Genomic DNA, 18,918 nt, shown 5'->3' on the forward strand with positions numbered 1-18,918 from the left:
ATCGCACCGTGCGCGTTCGGTCGTTCGGTGCGGTGCCGGCTGCCTGGTGCGAGCTCGTCGTGGCGCACGGTGCGGTCAGTCGTGCACGGCGCAGCGAAGCCTGCACGGTGCCGTTCCTTCTCATCCGCAGCGGTCAACAGACCGAGCTCGCACCGGCCGAACAACCTCGCACCGTGCGACGGCTGCGGGCGGTCAGAGCCAGTCGCGCCGCTTGAACGAGACGTAGAGCAGCAGCGACGAGACCCCGGCGAGACCGACGGCCAGGGACAGACCGGACCAGTGCCCCTCGCCGGGGAACGCGACGTTCATGCCGAAGGCGCCCGTGATCGCGGTGGGCACGGCGATGATCGCGGCCCAGCTCGTCACCTTCTTCATCACGGTGTTCTGTCGGTTCGACGACAGGTTGAGGTTCGTGTCCAGGACGCTCGAGACGGCGTCGCGCAGCTGCTCGACGGAGTCCGAGATCGACACCAGGTGGTCCTCGACGTCGCGGAAGTACGGTCGGATGCCGTCCGCGATCGTCTCCGCGTCGCCGTGCAGCAGCGAGGCGACACTGTCGCGGGTCGGGACGACGAGGCGCCGGAGCACGCCGAGGGCCTTGCGCAGACGGAACGACCTGCGTTGGATCTGCTGCTCGCGGGCGTTGCCCCGTTCGAACAGGTCGTCCTCGAGGTCGTCGATGCGCCGTTCGATGTCCTCGACGGTGTCGGTGGCGTGGTCGACGACGGCGTCGAGCAGTGCCCACACGAGCCACGGGACCCCGTGGCCGGCGATGTCGGCGTTCGCCGTGAGCCGGTGCTCCATCGCCGAGGTGTCCACGTCGGCGCCGTGGATGGTGACGAGGGCGTGCTCGGTGACGAACGCCTTGACCTCGTGCGTGACGAGTTCGCCGTCGTCGCCGAGCCCGCCGACGTCGTAGACGACCAGGAACAGGCTGTCCCGGTAGCGGTCGAGCTTGGCGCGCTGGCCGTGCTCGACGGCGTCCTCGACGGCCAGGGCGTGGATGCCGAGTTCCGCTTCGACCTGCTCGAGGTCGGCGTGCGTGGGGTCGGTGTAGTCGACCCAGACGATGCCCGAGTCGGCGATGACGTCCGAGATCCGGTCGACCGGGAAGTCCTGCTCCGTCGCGTCGCCGCCCCGCCACGCCCGTGTCCTGACCATGCGCGTCAGCCTAGTGAGACGGCCGGCCCGGGGATCCCAGGCCGGCCGTCGTGGTGCGTGCGTCAGTACGCGGAGACGAGCTTCCCGTCCTCCACCTTCAGGTACTGGTTCACGTCGAAGCTGTCCTCGCCGTGCTCCTTGTCCCCGAAGTACGAGGTGTAGTCGTACTCGACGACGCCGTCCTTCGTGCTCTGCACCATGACCGTGCCCGAAGCGGAGGCCTCGACCTCGACCTCGGGCATCGTCGTGACGTCGTAGCGTACGGCGCCGTCGGCGTCGTACGGGCCGTACCAGGGGCACCCGCTCAGCGCGCTGAGGTCGGTCTTCGTGGCGCAGTCGTCGATCAGGTCGGCCACGTACTGCTCGGCGTCCTGCTGCAGCGCCTTCGTCGCGGTCGGCGAGAAGTCGACGTACCCGGAGGACGTCGCGCCGACCGACACCTGCTCGGTGCCGCCGGTGAAGTACTTCGTCCCGCCGACCTCGACCTCGTACGTGCCGGGGTAGGCGAGGGAGGTGAACCGGCCGTCGCTGATCTCGCCGATCTCCTTGCCGCCGACCGTCACCGGGGCGCCCTCGAGCACCTCGGACGCGGTCAGGGTGACGGTCTGGGCGAGCGGCTCGGTGACGCGCCACTCGTCCTTCACCAGGAAGGAGGTGCCGGTGCGCCGCAGGCTGACCTGGCCGGAGCGGTTCTTCCCGTCCTGGGTGTAGCTGACGGTGGCGAGGGCACTGTCACCGCTCGTCGACACGCGGCCGACGCGGATGTCCGACGGGCGGTCCTTCGCGCTCTTCAGCACCGCGGTGTCGAGCATGGCGGCGTCGGACGGCACCTCGCTGAGTCGTGCGGCGGCGTCCGCGTCACCGCTCGCGATGGCCTGCACGTACGACTTCACGGTCGGGGCCGGACCCCACACGTTGGCGCGGAGCACCCCGGTGGTGACGGCGCCCGCGATGACGACGATGACCACGGCGCCGCCGGCGATGAGCGAGCGGACCAGGATCTTCTTGGCGCGCGGCGACATCGGAGCGGGTGCGGGCGCACCACCGCCGACGAACGGCTGCGCGGGCTGGCCGGGGTGGCCGACACCGGGGGTCGCCGACCACGCCGCGCCGGTCGGGTCCGCGGTCGGGGCCGGGAACGCCCCCGGAGCAGCCGCACCGGCAGGCGAGTACGTGCCGGGCGCAGCCGAGCCGGCGGGCGGGTACGTGCCGGGCGCAGCCGAACCGGCGGGCGGGTACGTGCCGGGTGCGGGCGATCCCGCCACCGGGGACGTGCCGGGGGCCGGCGATCCCGCTGCCGGGAACACCGGCGCGGCCGCCGGACGCGGGTCGGCACCGACGAGGCGCGACGTCCGCAGCACGACGCCACCGCCGAGGCGGGGGATCAGCACGGGTGCGAGGTACCGTGCCACGGCCTCGATCGCGCCGCCCCAGAGGGCGAACACCAGCGGCGTCCACGGGGCGATCCCGACCGAACCACTGCCGCTGACCGCGCTGACGCCCGTCGCCTGGTACGACACCAGACCGGTGCCGAGCACGAAGAGCAGCAGCCCCAGGGCGAACCAGACGACCGGGGTCACGACCCAGTCCAGCGTGGTGCGGAACCGGTCGTTGCGGCGGACGGCGAGCGCGAGGCCCGCGACGACCGAGGTCACGACGACGAGCAGGACGACGAGCCAGGTCCAGCCGCCGGCGCCGCCGAAGACCGACGCCGTGCTCCCGGCCGAGCCGAAGCCGGACAGCCCGACGCCGCCGAGGAACCCGAGGGCGGTGAGGGCGACCGCGACGTTGCCGACGAGCACCGGCAGCGCCGCACCCCACGAGGGCTGCCCGATCAGGGCGACGACGATGACGACGACGGTCACCAGCACGACGAGCACCGTGAGCTGGGACGCCGCGACGCGCAGGGTGCCGAGGACACGACCGGCGAACACGTTCCGGCCGAGGAGCGCCGACGGACGTGCGAGCACCGCGGCGAGTGCGCCGATCACGAAGGCGCCGAGGATGCTGCCGAGGCCGACCGCGTGCACGGGGTCGATGGCGGCGCCCGGGACGGCGGGGAACCGGATGGCCAGGATGCCCGCGGCGGCGTTGGTCAACACCGTGGTCACCAGCCCGGACAGGACGGCGGTCAGCACGATCGGGGTGCGCCCGAGGTCGCGGCTGCGGATCCGACGGGTGAGGACGACGGCCAGCACGACCTGTGCCGCGAGCACGAGCACCGGGACGACGGCGAGCGCGCCGGACCCCGACCCGAGGAAGCCGATCGAGCCGGACAGGTGCAGACGGCCCAGGTCGGCGAGGGCGACCAGTTGGGCGGGCGTGCCGAGCAGGACGCTGACCCCGGAGAGCAGCGACTGGACGTCGGGCGTGCTCCCGGAGCCGAGGTCGGGCGTGCTGCCGGTCGATCCCGATCCGACGGAAGCGGATCCCGATCCGCCGGCCGCGAGCACGGCGACGGTGAGGAGCAACGAGATCGCGGCCACGACGTAGGCGGCGACCCAGCCGCCGACGGCGGCGAGCACGGACGCCAGCCAGTCGCGGCCGGTCACCGACCGCAGCAGACGGCCGAAGGCTTCGGACGGCTGCGGGGCGCCCGGCGCGGTCTGGCCCGGCTGGCCCGGCTGTCCCGGCTGGAGGGGCGGAACGGGCGGGTTCGGTGGGTTCTCGCTCATGGCTGGTGGGTCCTCTCCGACCGGGAGGCCGATGCCGCACGCCAGCACCCGTGTCCCCCCGACACGCACCCGAAGCGTACCGGAACCGCCGATCCGCCGTGAATCCGCTGTCCGGGCGCTGGTAGATTCCGACCCGTGTCTGCACCTTCTCCTTCGTCCACCAAGTACGCCTTCGTCGTCGCCTCGAACCGCCTCCCGGTGGACCGTGTCGTCGACCAGGACGGCAACGAGGGATGGCGGCACTCGCCGGGTGGCCTCGTCACCGCACTCGAACCCGTGATGCGCGCGAACGACGGCGCCTGGGTCGGCTGGGTCGGCCAGCCCGAGGTCGAGGTCGAGCCGTTCGACAACGAGGGAATCCACATCGTGCCGGTCCCGCTGTCCGCCGAGGACGTCGAGGAGTACTACGAGGGCTTCAGCAACGACACGCTGTGGCCGCTCTACCACGACGTCATCGAGCACCCGAGCTACCACCGCGACTGGTGGAACGCCTACAAGCGCGTCAACGAGCGCTTCGCCGCCCAGATCGCGGAGATCACCGAGCAGGACGGCATCGTCTGGGTGCAGGACTACCAGCTGCAGCTCGTACCGGCACTGCTCCGGGCCAAGCGTCCCGACCTGACGATCGGCTTCTTCAACCACATCCCGTTCCCGCCGGTCGGCATCTACGCCCAGCTGCCCTGGCGCGCGCAGATCCTGGACGGCCTGCTCGGTGCCGACGTCATCGGCTTCCAGCGCCACGACGACGCGAGCGACTTCCTCCGCGCGGTCCGTCACATCAAGGGCTACACGACGAAGGGGCAGACGATCGACGTGCCCGTCGACGACCCGGACGCCCCGCGCAGCCGCAAGGGCATCACGGTCCGCCACGTCGAGGCCCGCCACTTCCCGATCTCGATCGACGCCGAGAGCTTCGAGGCGATCGCCCGCCGACCCGAGGTGCAGGAGCGCGCCCGCGAGATCCGCGAGAGCCTCGGCAACCCGAAGACGGTCCTGCTCGGGGTCGACCGCCTCGACTACACCAAGGGCATCCGGCACCGCATCAAGGCCTTCGGCGAGCTCGTCGAGGACGGCCGCATCAAGGTCGAGGACGCTGCACTCATCCAGGTCGCCAGCCCGAGCCGCGAGCGCGTCGACACCTACGCCACGCTCCGCGACGAGATCGAGCTGAGCGTCGGCCGCATCAACGGCGACCTCGGGGTCATCGGCCACCAGCCGATCTCGTACCTGCACCACGGCTACCCGCGCGAGGAGATGGTGGCGCTCTACCTGGCGGCCGACATCATGCTCGTCACCGCGCTGCGGGACGGGATGAACCTCGTCGCGAAGGAGTACGTCGCAGCGCGGTTCGACAGCGACGGGGTGCTCATCCTGTCCGAGTTCGCCGGCGCCGCCGACGAACTGAAGCAGGCCGTCATCGTCAACCCGCACGACATCGGCGCGTTGAAGGACAGCATCGAGCGCGCGATCGAGATGCCGCGCCGCGAGCGCTCCACGCGGATGCGTGCGCTCCGCAAGCGGGTCCGGGACAACGACGTCGCGCGCTGGTCGCGCTCGTTCCTCGAGGCGCTCGACCGCCACGCCCCGCGGAACGCCCAGCTCGACCCGTCCGCCGTCGACCCGGCGGACCGACACCGTGAGGCGCAGACCGACAACATGTCGATCTTCGACCAGGACGCGCAGTCCGCCAGGGCTGCCGAGGACACCCGGGAGGCACGTGATGACTGAGCACACCACGCACGTCGACGAGACGGCGGCTCCAGGGCTCGACGCCGCGCTGGACGCGCTGGGCCGCGCCGGGCGCGTGATCGTCGCCCTCGACTTCGACGGCACGCTCGCGCCCTTCGCCGACGAGCCGTCGCAGGTCGGCGCCCTGCCGGGGTCCTGGGCCGCGGTCCTCACGCTGCACCGCGCGAAGGACACCGAGGTGGTGCTCGTCTCGGGCCGTCCGCTCGGCAGCCTCGCGGCCGTGTCGCACGCGCCGCAGGACATGGCGCTGGTCGGGTCGCACGGCGTCGAGTGGCGCGTGGACGGCCACGACGAGGCGGCCCTCACCGACGACGAGGTCGCACGGGTCGCACGGATCGGTGCGGCGCTCGACGAGGTCGGCGCCCGCCACCCGGGCGTGGTCATCGAGCACAAGCCGGCCGGCCACGGCGTGCACACCCGTCGGGTGAGCGCTGAGGTCGCCGCGCAGGCGAACGCCGATGCGAGCCGAGCGGCGCACGAGGCCGACCCCGACGTGCTCGAACGCGGCGGCAAGGACATCGTCGAGTTCGCCGTCCGGCACGTCACCAAGGGCGACGCCATCGCGCGGCTGCGCGAGCTCCACGGTGCCGACGCGGTGTTCTTCGCCGGTGACGACGTCACCGACGAGGACGGCTTCCGCGTGCTCGGCGACGGTGACGTCGGCGTGAAGGTGGGTCCGGGGGAGACCCGTGCCGGGTACCGCATCGCGGACCCGGCGGCCCTGACCGGCGTCCTGAAGCAGCTCGCTCGCCTGCGTGCGACGCGCTGACCAGGGTGATCCGGGCCTCCCGGTCGGGCTCCAGAACATGCGAACGCATGTTGATGTCCAACTGGTATCCCAAAGCGTCCTAGACTCGCTCCATGCCTGATATCGACGTCAAGCCGCGCAGCCGGGTCGTCACCGACGGGATCGAAGCAACCACCTCGCGTGGCATGCTGCGGGCCGTCGGTATGGGAGACGAGGACTGGAGCAAGCCGCAGATCGGCATCGCGTCCTCGTGGAACGAGATCACGCCCTGCAACCTCTCGCTCGACCGCCTCGCGCAGGGCGCCAAGGAAGGCGTCCACTCCGGTGGTGGCTACCCGCTGCAGTTCGGCACCATCTCGGTCTCGGACGGCATCTCGATGGGCCACGAGGGCATGCACTTCTCGCTCGTCTCGCGTGAGGTCATCGCCGACAGCGTCGAGACCGTCGTCAACGCCGAGCGCCTGGACGGCACCGTCCTGCTCGCCGGCTGCGACAAGTCCCTGCCGGGCATGCTCATGGCCGCCGCGCGCCTCGACCTCGCGAGCGTGTTCCTCTACGCGGGCTCGGTCATGCCGGGCTACGTGAAGCAGGCCGACGGCACGATGAAGGAAGTCACGATCATCGACTCCTTCGAGGGCGTCGGTGCCTGCAAGGCCGGCACCATGTCCGAGGAAGAGCTGAAGAAGATCGAGTGTGCCATCGTCCCGGGCGAGGGCGCCTGCGGTGGCATGTACACGGCCAACACCATGGCGAGCGTGGCCGAGGCCCTCGGCATGTCGCTGCCGGGCTCCGCCGCCCCGCCGAGCGCCGACCGCCGCCGTGACTACTACGCGCACCGCTCCGGCGAGGCCGTCGTCAACATGCTCGAGCACGGCATCACCGCTCGCCAGATCCTCACGAAGGAAGCCTTCGAGAACGCGATCGCCGTCGCGATGGCGCTCGGTGGTTCGACGAACGTCATCCTGCACCTGCTCGCCATCGCCTACGAGGCCGAGGTCGAGCTCTCGCTGGACGACTTCAACCGCATCGGTTCGAAGGTCCCGCACCTGGCCGACATGAAGCCCTTCGGCAAGTACGTCATGGTCGACGTGGACCGCAACGGCGGCATCCCGGTGATCATGAAGGCGCTGCTCGACGCCGGCCTGCTGCACGGCGACTGCCTCACCGTGACGGGCAAGACCGTCGCCGAGAACCTGGCTGAGATCGACCCGCCGGCGCTCGACGGCGAGGTCTTCCGCACGCTCGACAACCCGATCCACGAGACCGGCGGCCTGACGGTCCTGCAGGGGACCTTCGCCCCCGAGGGTGCCGTGGTGAAGACAGCGGGCTTCGACGCCGAGGTGTTCGAGGGCCCCGCACGGGTGTTCGACCGCGAGCGCGCCGCGATGGACGCCCTCACCGAGGGGAAGATCCAGAAGGGCGACGTCGTCGTCATCCGCTACGAGGGCCCCAAGGGCGGCCCGGGCATGCGCGAGATGCTCGCCATCACCGCGGCCATCAAGGGCGCGGGCCTCGGCAAGGATGTACTACTCTTGACCGACGGACGATTCTCAGGCGGCACAACCGGCCTGTGCATCGGCCACATCGCACCCGAGGCAGTGGACGCAGGTCCAGTTGCCTTCGTGCGCGATGGCGACCGCATCCGTGTCGACATCGCGGCTCGCTCGCTCGACCTACTGGTCGACCCGACCGAGCTGGAGGCCCGCCGTGACGGCTGGGCCCCGCTGCCCCCGCGCTACACCCGCGGAGTCCTCGCGAAGTACGCCAAGCTCGTGAAGTCCGCCGCCCAGGGCGCGGTCACGGGCTAGCGTTCGACACACGCACCATCGCCACCTCTCCAGGCAAGGACCACCTCATGCCCACGGAAGCAACTCCGCTGTCCGCGGCCGCCGGTGCACGCCGGTCGCCGGAGATCCTGACCGGCTCGGGAGCCGTCCTCCGGACGCTCGAGCACCTCGGGATCACCGACGTCTTCGGCCTGCCCGGCGGTGCGATCATCCCGTTCTACGACGAGCTCATGGCGTCGAAGACGATCCGCCACATCCTCGTCCGCCACGAGCAGGGCGCCGGCCACGCCGCCGAGGGCTACGCCTCGGCGTCCGGCAAGGTCGGCGTCGCCATCGCGACGTCGGGCCCCGGCGCGACGAACCTCGTCACGGCGATCGCCGACGCCTACATGGACTCGGTGCCGTTCATCGCGATCACCGGCCAGGTGTTCTCGACGCTGATGGGGACCGACGCGTTCCAGGAAGCCGACATCGTCGGCATCACGATGCCGATCACGAAGCACTCGTTCCTGGTCACCGACCCGGCCGACGTGCCCGCGACCCTGGCCGCGGCGCACCTCATCGCGACGACCGGTCGCCCCGGCCCCGTGCTGGTGGACATCACGAAGGACGCCCAGCAGAAGTCGGCGCCCTACGTCTGGCCGCCCAAGATCGACCTGCCGGGCTACCGGCCGGTCACCAAGGCGCACGGCAAGCAGATCACCGCGGCCGCGCAGCTCCTGGCCGAGGCCGAGCGCCCGGTGCTCTACGTCGGTGGTGGCGTCATCCGCTCCCGCGCGACGGCCGAGCTCCTCCGCTTCGCCGAGGCGACGGGTGCGCCCGTCGTGACGACGCTGATGGCACGAGGGGCCTTCCCCGACTCGCACCCGCAGCACCTCGGCATGCCCGGCATGCACGGCACCGTCCCGGCGGTGCTCGGGCTGCAGGACAGCGACCTCATCATCGCGCTCGGCGCCCGGTTCGACGACCGCGTGACCGGCAAGGCCGACGAGTTCGCGCCGAACGCCAAGGTCGTCCACGTCGACATCGACCCCGCCGAGATCTCGAAGATCCGCTTCGCCGACGTCCCGATCGTGGGCGACGCGAAGGAGGTACTGGTCGACCTGCTCGACGCCTGGGGCGGCATCGCCGTCGACGACCGCGCCTCGACGGCCGACTGGTGGGCGAAGCTCCACCAGCTCAAGGTCGACTTCCCGCTCGGGTACGCGGAGCCGACCGACGGTCTGCTCGCCCCGCAGGCCATCATCAAGCGCATCGGCGAGCTCTCCGGTCCCGAGGCGGTCTACGCCTCCGGTGTCGGGCAGCACCAGATGTGGTCGGCGCAGTTCATCAAGTACGAGCGCCCGAACGCGTGGCTGAACTCCGGCGGCGCGGGCACGATGGGCTACTCCGTCCCCGCGGCGATGGGTGCGAAGGTCGCCGAGCCGGACCGTGTGGTCTGGGCGATCGACGGCGACGGCTGCTTCCAGATGACGAACCAGGAACTCGCGACCTGCGTCATCAACGACATCCCGATCAAGGTCGCGATCATCAACAACTCGTCGCTCGGCATGGTGCGGCAGTGGCAGACGCTGTTCTACGACGGCCGCCACTCGTTCACCGACCTCGAGACCGGCCACGACTCGCGCCGCGTGCCCGACTTCGTGAAGCTGGCCGACGCGTACGGCGCCCTCGGCATCCGCGTCGAGAAGGCGGACGAGGTCGACGCGGCCATCCAGCTCGCGCTCGAGACGAACGACCGCCCCGTGGTGATCGACTTCGTCGTGAGCCGTGACTCGATGGTGTGGCCGATGGTCCCGCAGGGAGTCAGCAACTCGTCCATCGAGTACGCCCAGGCCCTCGCGCCCACCTGGGACGACGAGGACGCCGACATGACGGGGGAAACCGCATGAGCCACGTCCTGTCCCTCCTCGTCGAGGACAAGCCCGGTCTGCTGACCCGCGTCGCCGGACTGTTCGCCCGCCGCGGGTTCAACATCGAGTCGCTCGCCGTCGGCAACACCGAGGTCGACGGCCTCAGCCGGATCACCGTCGTCGTCGACGTCGAGGACCTCCCGCTCGAGCAGGTGACGAAGCAGCTCAACAAGCTCGTCAACGTCATCAAGATCGTCGAACTGGACTTCTCGCAGTCCGTCCAGCGCGAGCACATGCTCGTGAAGGTCCGCGTCGACAACCAGACGCGGTCGGCCGTGCTCGAGGCAGTGAACCTGTTCCGCGCACAGGTCGTCGACGTCGCGAACGACTCGCTCATCGTCGAGGTGACCGGAGACCCCGGCAAGATCCAGGCGATCCTCCGCGTCCTCGAGCCCTACGGCATCAAGGAGCTGGCCCGCGCGGGCCTGCTCGGCATGGGACGCGGACCGAAGAGCATCACCGACCGGGTGCGCTGACCAGCGGTCCGCCACCCCCACAGACCACCAGAACCAAGGAGACACACCCTCGTGACTGACATCGTGTACGACGCCGACGCCGACCTGACGCTCATCCAGGGCAAGAAGGTCGCCGTCATCGGCTACGGCTCGCAGGGCCACGCCCACGCCCTCAACCTCCGTGACTCGGGTGTCGAGGTCAAGATCGGCCTCAAGGAGGGCTCGAAGAGCCGCCAGAAGGCCGAAGAGGCCGGTTTCGAGGTCCTCACCCCGGCCGACGTCACCGCCTGGGCCGACGTCGTCGTCATCCTCGCGCCGGACCAGGTCCAGCGCATCGTCTACGCCGAGGACATCCGCCCGAACCTCAAGCCGGGCGCGACCCTCGTCTTCGGCCACGGCTTCAACATCCGCTTCGGCTACATCGAGGCACCCGAGGGCGTCGACGTGTCGCTCGTCGCCCCGAAGGGCCCGGGTCACACCGTCCGTCGCGAGTACGAGGCCGGCCGCGGCGTCCCCGTCATCGTCGCCGTCGAGGTCGACGCGTCGGGTTCCGCCTGGGACCTCGCGTGGTCGTACTCCAAGGCCATCGGCGGTCTGCGCTCGGGCGGCATCAAGACGACCTTCACCGAGGAGACCGAGACCGACCTGTTCGGCGAGCAGGCCGTCCTGTGCGGTGGCACCTCGCAGCTCATCCAGTACGGCTTCGAGACCCTCGTCGAGGCGGGCTACCAGCCGCAGATCGCGTACTTCGAGGTCCTGCACGAGCTCAAGCTGATCGTCGACCTGATCTGGGAGGGCGGCCTCACCAAGCAGCGCTGGTCGATCTCCGACACCGCCGAGTTCGGTGACTACGTCTCCGGCCCGCGCGTGATCTCGCCCGACGTCAAGGAGAACATGAAGGCGGTGCTCGCGGACATCCAGAACGGTGCCTTCGCGAAGCGCTTCATCGACGACCAGGACGCCGGTGCCCCCGAGTTCAAGGCGCTCCGCGCCAAGGGCGAGGGCCACCCGATCGAGGCGACCGGCCGCGAGCTGCGCGCGCTCTTCGCGTGGAAGCAGAACGACGGCGACTACGTGGACGGCTCCGCAGCGCGGTAGTCTTCCGAGGAACACTCGATGACGAGGCGGCGGTGCAGCCCTTACACCGCCGCCTCGCGACGTGACCCGAACGTTATGCAGCAGCTCTTCTCCAGCCCCGACGCCGTGGACCGGCGTCCCTTCGGCGTGCGCCCGGACGATGCGCGACAGCCGTCGGCCGTGATCCGCACGTGCGGTCAGGGGCGGACCGACCAGCATGGGATGATCATCGGATGGCGGTGACGAAACGAGCGGTCCACATCGGCGCCGGCAAGATCGGGCGCGGGTTCGTGGGCCAGTTCCTCGTGGCGAGCGGCTACGAGCTCACCTTCGTCGACGTCGACGACCGTGTGGTGTCCGCGTTGAACGAAGCCGGACGCTTCGTGGTGCACGAGGTCGGCGAGATGCCGGTCGAGCACCTCGTCTACGGCTTCCGGGCGCTCAGCAGCAAGACCGACCGCGACCGCGTGGTCCAGGCCATCGCCGAGGCGGACGTCGTGACGACCGCCGTCGGCGCTCGCACACTCCCGCTCGTCGCGCCGCTCATCGCCGAGGGGCTCGCGGCCCGGCCGCTCGAGCGTGGCGACGTGACGGTCGTGGCGTGCGAGAACGCGTTCAACGCCACCGACTCCCTGCACGCGAGCATCCGTCGTGCGCCGGTGCTCGAGGACCGCGACATCGCCGCCGTCTTCGCGAACTGCGCGATCGACCGCATCGTCCCCGACCAGTCCGGCGTGCTCGGCCAGTCCGGTGGCCTCGACGTCGTCCTCGAGCCCTTCTACGAGTGGGTCATCGAGCGCACGCCGTTCCTCGGCTCCGACGCCGAACCCCCGACGATCGAGGGCGTCACGTGGGTCGACGACCTGCAGCCCTTCGTCGAGCGCAAGCTCTACACGGTCAACACCGCGCACGCGACGGCCGCCTACCACGGCTACGTCCGCGGCATCCGGCTGATCCGTGAAGCCCTCGAGGACGACGCCGTCCGTGCCGAGGTCGACGGTGTCCTCGCCGAGACCACCGCGCTGCTCGTGGCGAAGCACGGCTTCGACCCGGAGGAGCACGCGCGCTACGTCGCGGCGAACCTCTCGCGCATCGCGAACCCGCACCTGCCCGACACCACCGTGCGCGTCGGACGGAACCCGCTCCGCAAGCTCGGCCGACGCGAGCGGTTCGTCGGTCCGGCCGCACAGCTCGCCGAACGCGGCCTGCCCGTCGGTCACCTGCTCGGTGCCGTCCGCGTCGCGCTCGCGTTCGACGACGAGAACGACCCGGAGTCGATCGAGCTGCACGCGCTGCTCCGCTCCGGCGCGACGGCGCACGCGCTCACCGAGATCCTCACCGGACTGATGGAGAGCCACCCGCTGTTCCCCGCCGTGCGCGAGGTCGTCGCCGAGGTGCTCCAGACGCAGCCCGCCGACGCCTGAGCGGTCGTCTCACCGGGAACCCGTGGTCTCCCCGAGCGCTGGTCCCTCGTAGGATCGAGGCATGAACACGGCAGCATCCCCACCCGACGGGTCGGTCGACCCGGACGTGACGAACGCCGTCGACCACGACGACGAGGCGCTCAGCTGGGGTGACGCCGACGACGCCACCCACGTCGACGCCGCGCACAACCCGGTCGCCGTCAAGGACCGTGGCGACCGCGACCCCGAGGCACCGGAGACCTCCGGCGCACTCGTCGGGTTCGGCGTGTTCGGTGGGCTCTACCTGCTCTACACCGTCGCCTGGCTGCTGACGGCGTCCACGTCGTACGTCTCGGGTGTCGACACCGTCCTGACGGTCTTCGTCGAGGTGCTCCGGTTCCTCGCCATCCTCGCGCCGGCGCTGTGGTTCACGGTCGTGCTGTGGGCCGCCCGGGGCAGCCGGACCCGGACGCGACTGCTCTGGATGCTGCTCGGTGCCGTCGTGCTGTTCCCGTGGCCGTTCCTGCTGACGCGGAGCTTCGGGTGACCGCCGCGACGCCGGCCGCACGCCGGTCGCCCGGCCCGATCGTCGGCCGCGTCGCCGTCTGGGTCGTGTTCGCGGTGCTGTTCGCCTACATGACGGTGCAGGCGGTGGGGAACCTCACGCAGATCTCGCAGCGGGTGGACGAGTTCAACGCCTTCCTCGCGACGACCTCGGGCGGGGAATCGCTGCAGGCGAGCACGCCCTGGCTGTGGCTGGTCCTGGACATCCTGATCGCCCCCGTCGCGTTCGTGGCCGCCCTGGTGATCACGCGTCGTGCGCGGCTGACCGTGACCGTCGCCGTGTTCGTCCTCGCCTTCGCGGCGGCCGGCGCGCTGTGGCTCGACCTGCAGCTGTTCGTGCCGAGCCTGCTGCAGTTCTAGACGAGCGCGGTCGTAACGGACCGCGCACGTCGATAGCATGGTGGGATACCAACCGTCTCTCGTGAGGAAACAGCAGCTGTGTCGAAGCCGGTCGTCCTGATCGCCGAAGAACTCTCGCCCGCCACGGTCGACGCCCTCGGGCCCGACTTCGAGATCCGGAACGTGGACGGCACCGACCGGCCCGCGCTCCTGTCGGCCCTCGCCGACGCGGATGCCGTGCTGGTGCGTTCCGCCACCAAGGTCGATGCCGAGGCGATCGCCGCGGCCCCGAACCTCAAGGTCGTCGCCCGTGCCGGTGTCGGCCTGGACAACGTCGACATCAAGGCGGCGACCACCGCCGGTGTGATGGTGGTGAACGCGCCGACGTCGAACATCATCTCCGCCGCCGAGCTCACCGTCGGGCACATCCTGTCGCTCGCCCGCCACATCCCGGCCGCGCACGCGTCGCTGGCCGACGGCGCCTGGAAGCGCTCGTCCTACACGGGCGTCGAGCTCTACGAGAAGACCGTCGGGATCATCGGTCTCGGCCGCATCGGCGCGCTCATCACGCAGCGCCTGCAGGCCTTCGGCGTCCAGGTCATCGCCTACGACCCCTACGTCACGACGGCTCGCGCCCAGCAGCTCGGGGTCGAGCTCGTCTCCCTCGACGACCTGCTGCGGCGTGCCGACTTCGTCACGATCCACATGCCGCGCACCCCCGAGACCCTCGGCATGATCTCGGACGACCAGTTCGCGCTCATGAAGCCGACGGCGTTCGTCGTCAACGTCGCCCGCGGCGGTCTGATCGACGAGGACGCCCTGCACCGCGCGCTGACCGCGAACACCATCGCGGGCGCCGGACTCGACGTCTTCGTGTCGGAGCCGCCGAAGGACTCCCCGCTCGTCTCGCTGCCCAACGTCGTCGTCACGCCGCACCTCGGCGCCTCGACCGACGAAGCGCAGGAGAAGGCCGGCGTCTCGGTCGCGAAGTCGGTGCGCCTCGCGCTCGGCGGCGAGCTCGTGCCGGACGCGGTCAACGTCGCCGGTGGCGTCATCGACCCGTACGTCCGTCCGGGCATCCCGCTGGTCGAGAAGCTCGGTCAGGTCTTCACGGCCCTCGCCACCTCGCCCGTGACGAGCATCGACGTCGAGGTCCACGGCGAGCTCGCCGAGTACGACGTCAGCGTGCTCAAGCTCGCAGCGCTCAAGGGCGTCTTCACCGACGTCGTCAGCGACCAGGTGTCGTACGTCAACGCCCCGCTCATCGCGGAGCAGCGCGGCGTCACCGTGCGGCTCATCACCGAGACCGACAGCCCCGAGTACCGCAACGTGCTCACGATCCGCGGCGCCCAGTCCGACGGACCGGCGATCAGCGTCTCCGGCACGCTCACCGGTCCGAAGCAGGTCGAGAAGCTCGTCGAGATCAACGGCCACGACGTCGAGGTCCCGCTCGACCGGCACCACGTCGTCATGGAGTACGTCGACCGCCCCGGCATCGTCGCGGTCTACGGCAAGGAGTTCGGCGAGGCCGGCATCAACATCGCGGCGATGCAGATCTCGCGCGAAGCCGCCGGCGGACAGGCGCTCAGCGTCCTGACCGTCGACTCCCCGGTGCCCGCCGAGATCCTCGAGCACGTCGGCCGGGCCATCGACGCCTCCTCGCTCCGCGAGATCGACATCACGCTCTGATGGACGTCCGGACGCTCAAGCTCGCGGTGATCCGCGGGGACGGCATCGGGCCAGAGGTCGTCGACGAGGCGCTCAAGGTCCTGCACGCCGTGACCCCGGACGACCTCGTCATCGAGGAGACCCCCTTCTCCCTCGGCGCGACGCGGTACCTCGAGACCGGTGAGATCCTCACCGAGGACGACATGTCCGCCATCGCATCGCACGACGCGATCCTGCTCGGCGCGGTCGGTGGGGACCCCCGCGACCCCCGCCTGGCCGGTGGGATCATCGAGCGTGGACTCCTGCTGAAGCTGCGCTTCGCGTTCGACCACTACGTCAACCTGCGGCCGACCAAGGTGTACGACGCCGTCGCGACGCCGCTCGCCGCACCGGGCGCGGTCGACTTCGTCGTCGTGCGCGAGGGCACCGAGGGGCCGTACGTCGGCAACGGCGGTGCGATCCGGACGGGGACTCCGCAGGAGATCGCGACCGAGGTCTCGCTGAACACCGCGTTCGGTGTCGAGCGGGTCGTGCGGTACGCCTTCGACCTGGCGGACCGTCGGGCACGGAAGCACCTGACGCTCGTGCACAAGAGCAACGTCCTGGTGCACGCTGGCGCCCTGTGGCAGCGCACGGTCGCGGCCGTCGGTGCGGAGTTCCCGGACGTCACGGTGGACTACCAGCACGTCGACGCGGTGACGATCCACATGGTGAGGGAACCTGCTAGGTTCGACGTCATCGTCACCGACAACCTCTTCGGCGACATCATCACCGACCTGGCCGGCGCGATCAGCGGCGGCATCGGTCTGGCGGCCTCGGGCAACATCAACCCGGACGGCACCTTCCCCAGCATGTTCGAGCCGGTCCACGGCTCCGCGCCGGACATCGCGGGTCAGCAGAAGGCCGATCCAACGGCCGCCATCCTCTCCGTCGCCCTGCTGCTGGACCACATCGGCCGCAGCGACCTCGCGACGGCGGTGACGCGGGCCGTCGAGGCGGACCTGGCAGACCGGGGCACCACGCAGCGTCGCACAGCCGAGATCGGCGACGCCATCGCCGCCGCGGCCACGGCACGCACCACCACCGCCTGAGAAGGAGCCCTCCACATGAGCACCGACACCGCCTTCGGACTCGAGTTCGCCACCACCCCGTCCGCGGACCGTCGCGCCGCAGCCGAGCGCGAGGAGATCCTTGCCGACCCGGGCTTCGGCAAGCACTTCACGGACCACATGGCCACCGTCGAGTGGACGCTCGATGACGGCTGGCACAGCGCCTCGATCCACCCGTACGGGCCGCTCATGCTCGACCCGAGCGCCAGCGTGCTGCACTACGCGCAGGAGATCTTCGAGGGGCTCAAGGCGTACCGGCACGCGGACGGCTCGGTGTGGTCGTTCCGCCCGGACGCCAACGCTCGCCGGTTCCAGCGGTCTGCCCGCCGGCTGGCGCTGCCGGAACTGCCGGTCGAGGCGTTCGTCGAGTCGATCCGGCAGCTCGTGCAGGCCGACGTCGACTGGGTGCCGTCCGCGCCCGAGACGAGCCTGTACCTGCGGCCCTTCATGATCGCGACCGAGTCGTTCCTGGGGGTGCGGGCGGCCCAGGCGGTGGCCTACCACTGCATCGCCAGCCCGGCAGGGGCGTACTTCACCTCCGGCCCGAAGCCGGTCTCGATCTGGCTGTCCACCCAGTACGCCCGCGCGGGCAAGGGCGGGACCGGTGCCGCCAAGACGGGCGGCAACTACGCGTCGTCGCTGCTGCCCCAGCAAGAGGCGTACGAGCACGGGTGCCAGCAGGTCATGTTCCTCGACTCGGTCGAGGGCAAGTACCTCGAAGAGCTGGGCGGCATGAACGTCGTGCTCGTGCGATCCGACGGAACGCTCGTCACGCCCGACTCCGACTCCATCCTCGAGGGCATCACGCGCGACTCGATCCTGCAGCTGGCGGAGGACCGCGGCCTCACGGTCGAGAAGCGCCGCGTGACCCTCGACGAATGGCGCGACGGTGTGGCCGACGGCTCCATCACGGAGGCGTTCGCGTGCGGGACGGCCGCCGTCGTGACCCCGATCGCGGAACTCCGCGGCGAGGGCTTCACGATCGGGTCGCCGACCGAGGGCGCCGGGGAACTCACCATGTCCCTGCGCGACGAGCTCACCGACATCCAGTACGGCCGTCGTCCCGACCCGCACGGGTGGATGACGAAGCTGACCGACGCGTCCTGATCGACGCTCGGGCGTGGGTAGGGTCGAACGGTGAAGATCGCACGGTTCAGCAGCAAGGGTGAAGACCCCCGGTACGGCATCCTCGACGAACGGCACCTGGTGGTGCTCGCCGGAGACCCCATGTACCAGGGGTTCGAGACCACGGGGGAGCGCGTCGCACTCGCCGACGCCAAGCTCCTCGCCCCAGTCATCCCGCGGTCGAAGGTCATCGGGGTGGGGCTCAACTACCTCGAGCACGCCTCGGAGATGGACGAGCGCGCCGGCGACGACCCGGTGGTGTTCCTCAAGCCGAACACCTCGGTGATCGGGCCCGACGAGCCCATCCGGCTGCCGGCCGACATCGGTCGCGTCGACCACGAGGGCGAACTCGCCATCGTGATCGGTTCGCTCGCCAAGAACGTCCGGCGCGAGGACTTCGCGAGCGTCGTCCTCGGGTACACGATCGCGAACGACGTGACGGCCCGCGACCTGCAGGCCCGCGACGGCCAGTGGACGCGGTCGAAGGGGTTCGACACGTTCTGCCCGCTCGGCCCGGTCATCGAGACCGAGATCGACCCGTCGGACATCCGCATCGAGACCCGGGTGGACGGCGACCTGCGTCAGGCGGGCTCGACGAACGAGATGGTCCACGACATCCCGTCGCTGGTCGAGTTCGTGTCGTCGATCTGGACCCTGCTGCCCGGCGACGTCATCCTGACCGGTACCCCGGCGGGCGTCGGTCAGATCCGCGACGGCGAGGTCGTCGAGGTGACGATCTCCGGTATCGGCACACTCAAGAACCCCGTGATCGCTCGCCACTGACCCGGCTCGTCACGGCAACGGCCCGTTCCCTCTGGGGGAGCGGGCCGTTCCGCGTCCGCGAGCCGATCAGGGCGACACGCCCGGGATGCCGCCTGGCTTGGCGCAGCCGTCCGGCCCTGCGTAAAGTAATCACTCGTTGCCACGGCGGCGGAGAACGGAACGGCTGAGACGGTCACTGGGTTCACCCGGAGATCTTGTCCGCCACGGTTCTTCCCCGGGCAGCGGATTTCATAGCCTCTCTGGCGGAGCATCTTCGGGTGTCGAGCGGGGGAGTGCGTCTGGTCCTTGAGAACTCAACAGCGTGCACATTGTCAATGCCAATTTATTGATTGACCTCGTGCCTGGCCTTCCTTCGGGTTGGT

Annotated in this window: 15 protein-coding genes; 13 read left to right on the forward strand and 2 right to left on the reverse strand. The window is 70.3% G+C overall.

The window, feature by feature from the left end; translation table 11 throughout:
- Window positions 1–192: 192 nt before the first annotated feature.
- Together ACVKXF_RS17690 and ACVKXF_RS17695 are read right to left on the reverse strand one after the other, a co-directional pair.
- Window positions 193–1,161, reverse strand: coding sequence for a magnesium transporter CorA family protein (locus tag ACVKXF_RS17690; RefSeq protein ID WP_456796515.1), 969 nt, complete (start codon window positions 1,159–1,161; stop codon window positions 193–195).
- A 62-nt stretch (window positions 1,162–1,223) separates the two neighbouring features.
- On the reverse strand, window positions 1,224–3,836 hold the full coding sequence (locus ACVKXF_RS17695; RefSeq protein ID WP_456796516.1) for a hypothetical protein: 2,613 nt from the start codon (window positions 3,834–3,836) through the stop codon (window positions 1,224–1,226).
- Window positions 3,837–3,971: 135 nt separating this feature from the next.
- Between ACVKXF_RS17695 and otsA the strand changes: the two genes are divergently transcribed.
- The 13 genes from otsA (at window position 3,972) to ACVKXF_RS17760 (ending at window position 18,556) form a co-directional block, all read left to right on the forward strand.
- Entirely contained in the window at window positions 3,972–5,564 is a 1,593-nt protein-coding gene (gene otsA / locus ACVKXF_RS17700; protein WP_456796517.1) for an alpha,alpha-trehalose-phosphate synthase (UDP-forming), read from the forward strand.
- Entirely contained in the window at window positions 5,557–6,354 is a 798-nt protein-coding gene (otsB, locus tag ACVKXF_RS17705) for a trehalose-phosphatase (RefSeq protein WP_123313672.1), read from the forward strand. Before otsA ends, otsB begins: the two co-directional genes overlap by 8 nt.
- Before the next feature lie 92 nt (window positions 6,355–6,446).
- Entirely contained in the window at window positions 6,447–8,141 is a 1,695-nt protein-coding gene (ilvD, locus tag ACVKXF_RS17710; protein WP_123292267.1) for a dihydroxy-acid dehydratase, read from the forward strand.
- Window positions 8,142–8,188: 47 nt separating this feature from the next.
- On the forward strand, window positions 8,189–10,012 hold the full coding sequence (locus ACVKXF_RS17715) for an acetolactate synthase large subunit (RefSeq protein ID WP_123313671.1): 1,824 nt from the start codon (window positions 8,189–8,191) through the stop codon (window positions 10,010–10,012).
- Window positions 10,009–10,509, forward strand: coding sequence for an acetolactate synthase small subunit (gene ilvN, locus ACVKXF_RS17720; RefSeq protein WP_022907763.1), 501 nt, complete (start codon window positions 10,009–10,011; stop codon window positions 10,507–10,509). The genes ACVKXF_RS17715 and ilvN overlap by 4 nt, the downstream gene beginning before the upstream one ends.
- A gap of 51 nt (window positions 10,510–10,560) precedes the next feature.
- Window positions 10,561–11,586, forward strand: coding sequence for a ketol-acid reductoisomerase (gene ilvC / locus ACVKXF_RS17725; protein WP_123313670.1), 1,026 nt, complete (start codon window positions 10,561–10,563; stop codon window positions 11,584–11,586).
- A 212-nt stretch (window positions 11,587–11,798) separates the two neighbouring features.
- Window positions 11,799–12,989, forward strand: coding sequence for a mannitol-1-phosphate 5-dehydrogenase (locus ACVKXF_RS17730; protein WP_123313669.1), 1,191 nt, complete (start codon window positions 11,799–11,801; stop codon window positions 12,987–12,989).
- 61 nt (window positions 12,990–13,050) lie between these two features.
- Window positions 13,051–13,515, forward strand: coding sequence for a hypothetical protein (locus ACVKXF_RS17735; protein ID WP_111085937.1), 465 nt, complete (start codon window positions 13,051–13,053; stop codon window positions 13,513–13,515).
- Window positions 13,512–13,892 (forward strand): hypothetical protein, encoded by a 381-nt coding sequence (locus ACVKXF_RS17740; protein WP_123313668.1) that lies wholly within the window; start codon window positions 13,512–13,514, stop codon window positions 13,890–13,892. Before ACVKXF_RS17735 ends, ACVKXF_RS17740 begins: the two co-directional genes overlap by 4 nt.
- 78 nt (window positions 13,893–13,970) lie before the next feature.
- The gene (serA, locus tag ACVKXF_RS17745) at window positions 13,971–15,560 is read left to right on the forward strand and encodes a phosphoglycerate dehydrogenase (RefSeq protein WP_123313667.1); all 1,590 of its coding nucleotides are present in this window, start codon (window positions 13,971–13,973) and stop codon (window positions 15,558–15,560) included.
- The gene (locus ACVKXF_RS17750; RefSeq protein ID WP_123313666.1) at window positions 15,560–16,630 is read left to right on the forward strand and encodes a 3-isopropylmalate dehydrogenase; all 1,071 of its coding nucleotides are present in this window, start codon (window positions 15,560–15,562) and stop codon (window positions 16,628–16,630) included. Before serA ends, ACVKXF_RS17750 begins: the two co-directional genes overlap by 1 nt.
- A gap of 15 nt (window positions 16,631–16,645) precedes the next feature.
- Entirely contained in the window at window positions 16,646–17,755 is a 1,110-nt protein-coding gene (locus tag ACVKXF_RS17755) for a branched-chain amino acid aminotransferase (protein WP_123313665.1), read from the forward strand.
- Between the two features lie 30 nt (window positions 17,756–17,785).
- Complete coding sequence (locus ACVKXF_RS17760) at window positions 17,786–18,556, forward strand: fumarylacetoacetate hydrolase family protein (protein ID WP_111085932.1); 771 nt, start codon at window positions 17,786–17,788, stop codon at window positions 18,554–18,556.
- Window positions 18,557–18,918 lie beyond the last annotated feature (362 nt).

Source organism: Curtobacterium sp. PvP017 (assembly GCF_054060195.1).

Coding starts and splice junctions, on each gene's coding strand:
- ACVKXF_RS17690 (WP_456796515.1), bottom strand. CDS start 1,161: ATGGTCAGGACACGGGCGTGGCGGGGCGGCGACGCGACGGAGCAGGAC.
- ACVKXF_RS17695 (WP_456796516.1), bottom strand. CDS start 3,836: ATGAGCGAGAACCCACCGAACCCGCCCGTTCCGCCCCTCCAGCCGGGA.
- otsB (WP_123313672.1), top strand. CDS start 5,557: ATGACTGAGCACACCACGCACGTCGACGAGACGGCGGCTCCAGGGCTC.
- ilvD (WP_123292267.1), top strand. CDS start 6,447: ATGCCTGATATCGACGTCAAGCCGCGCAGCCGGGTCGTCACCGACGGG.
- ACVKXF_RS17715 (WP_123313671.1), top strand. CDS start 8,189: ATGCCCACGGAAGCAACTCCGCTGTCCGCGGCCGCCGGTGCACGCCGG.
- ilvN (WP_022907763.1), top strand. CDS start 10,009: ATGAGCCACGTCCTGTCCCTCCTCGTCGAGGACAAGCCCGGTCTGCTG.
- ACVKXF_RS17730 (WP_123313669.1), top strand. CDS start 11,799: ATGGCGGTGACGAAACGAGCGGTCCACATCGGCGCCGGCAAGATCGGG.
- ACVKXF_RS17735 (WP_111085937.1), top strand. CDS start 13,051: ATGAACACGGCAGCATCCCCACCCGACGGGTCGGTCGACCCGGACGTG.
- ACVKXF_RS17750 (WP_123313666.1), top strand. CDS start 15,560: ATGGACGTCCGGACGCTCAAGCTCGCGGTGATCCGCGGGGACGGCATC.
- ACVKXF_RS17755 (WP_123313665.1), top strand. CDS start 16,646: ATGAGCACCGACACCGCCTTCGGACTCGAGTTCGCCACCACCCCGTCC.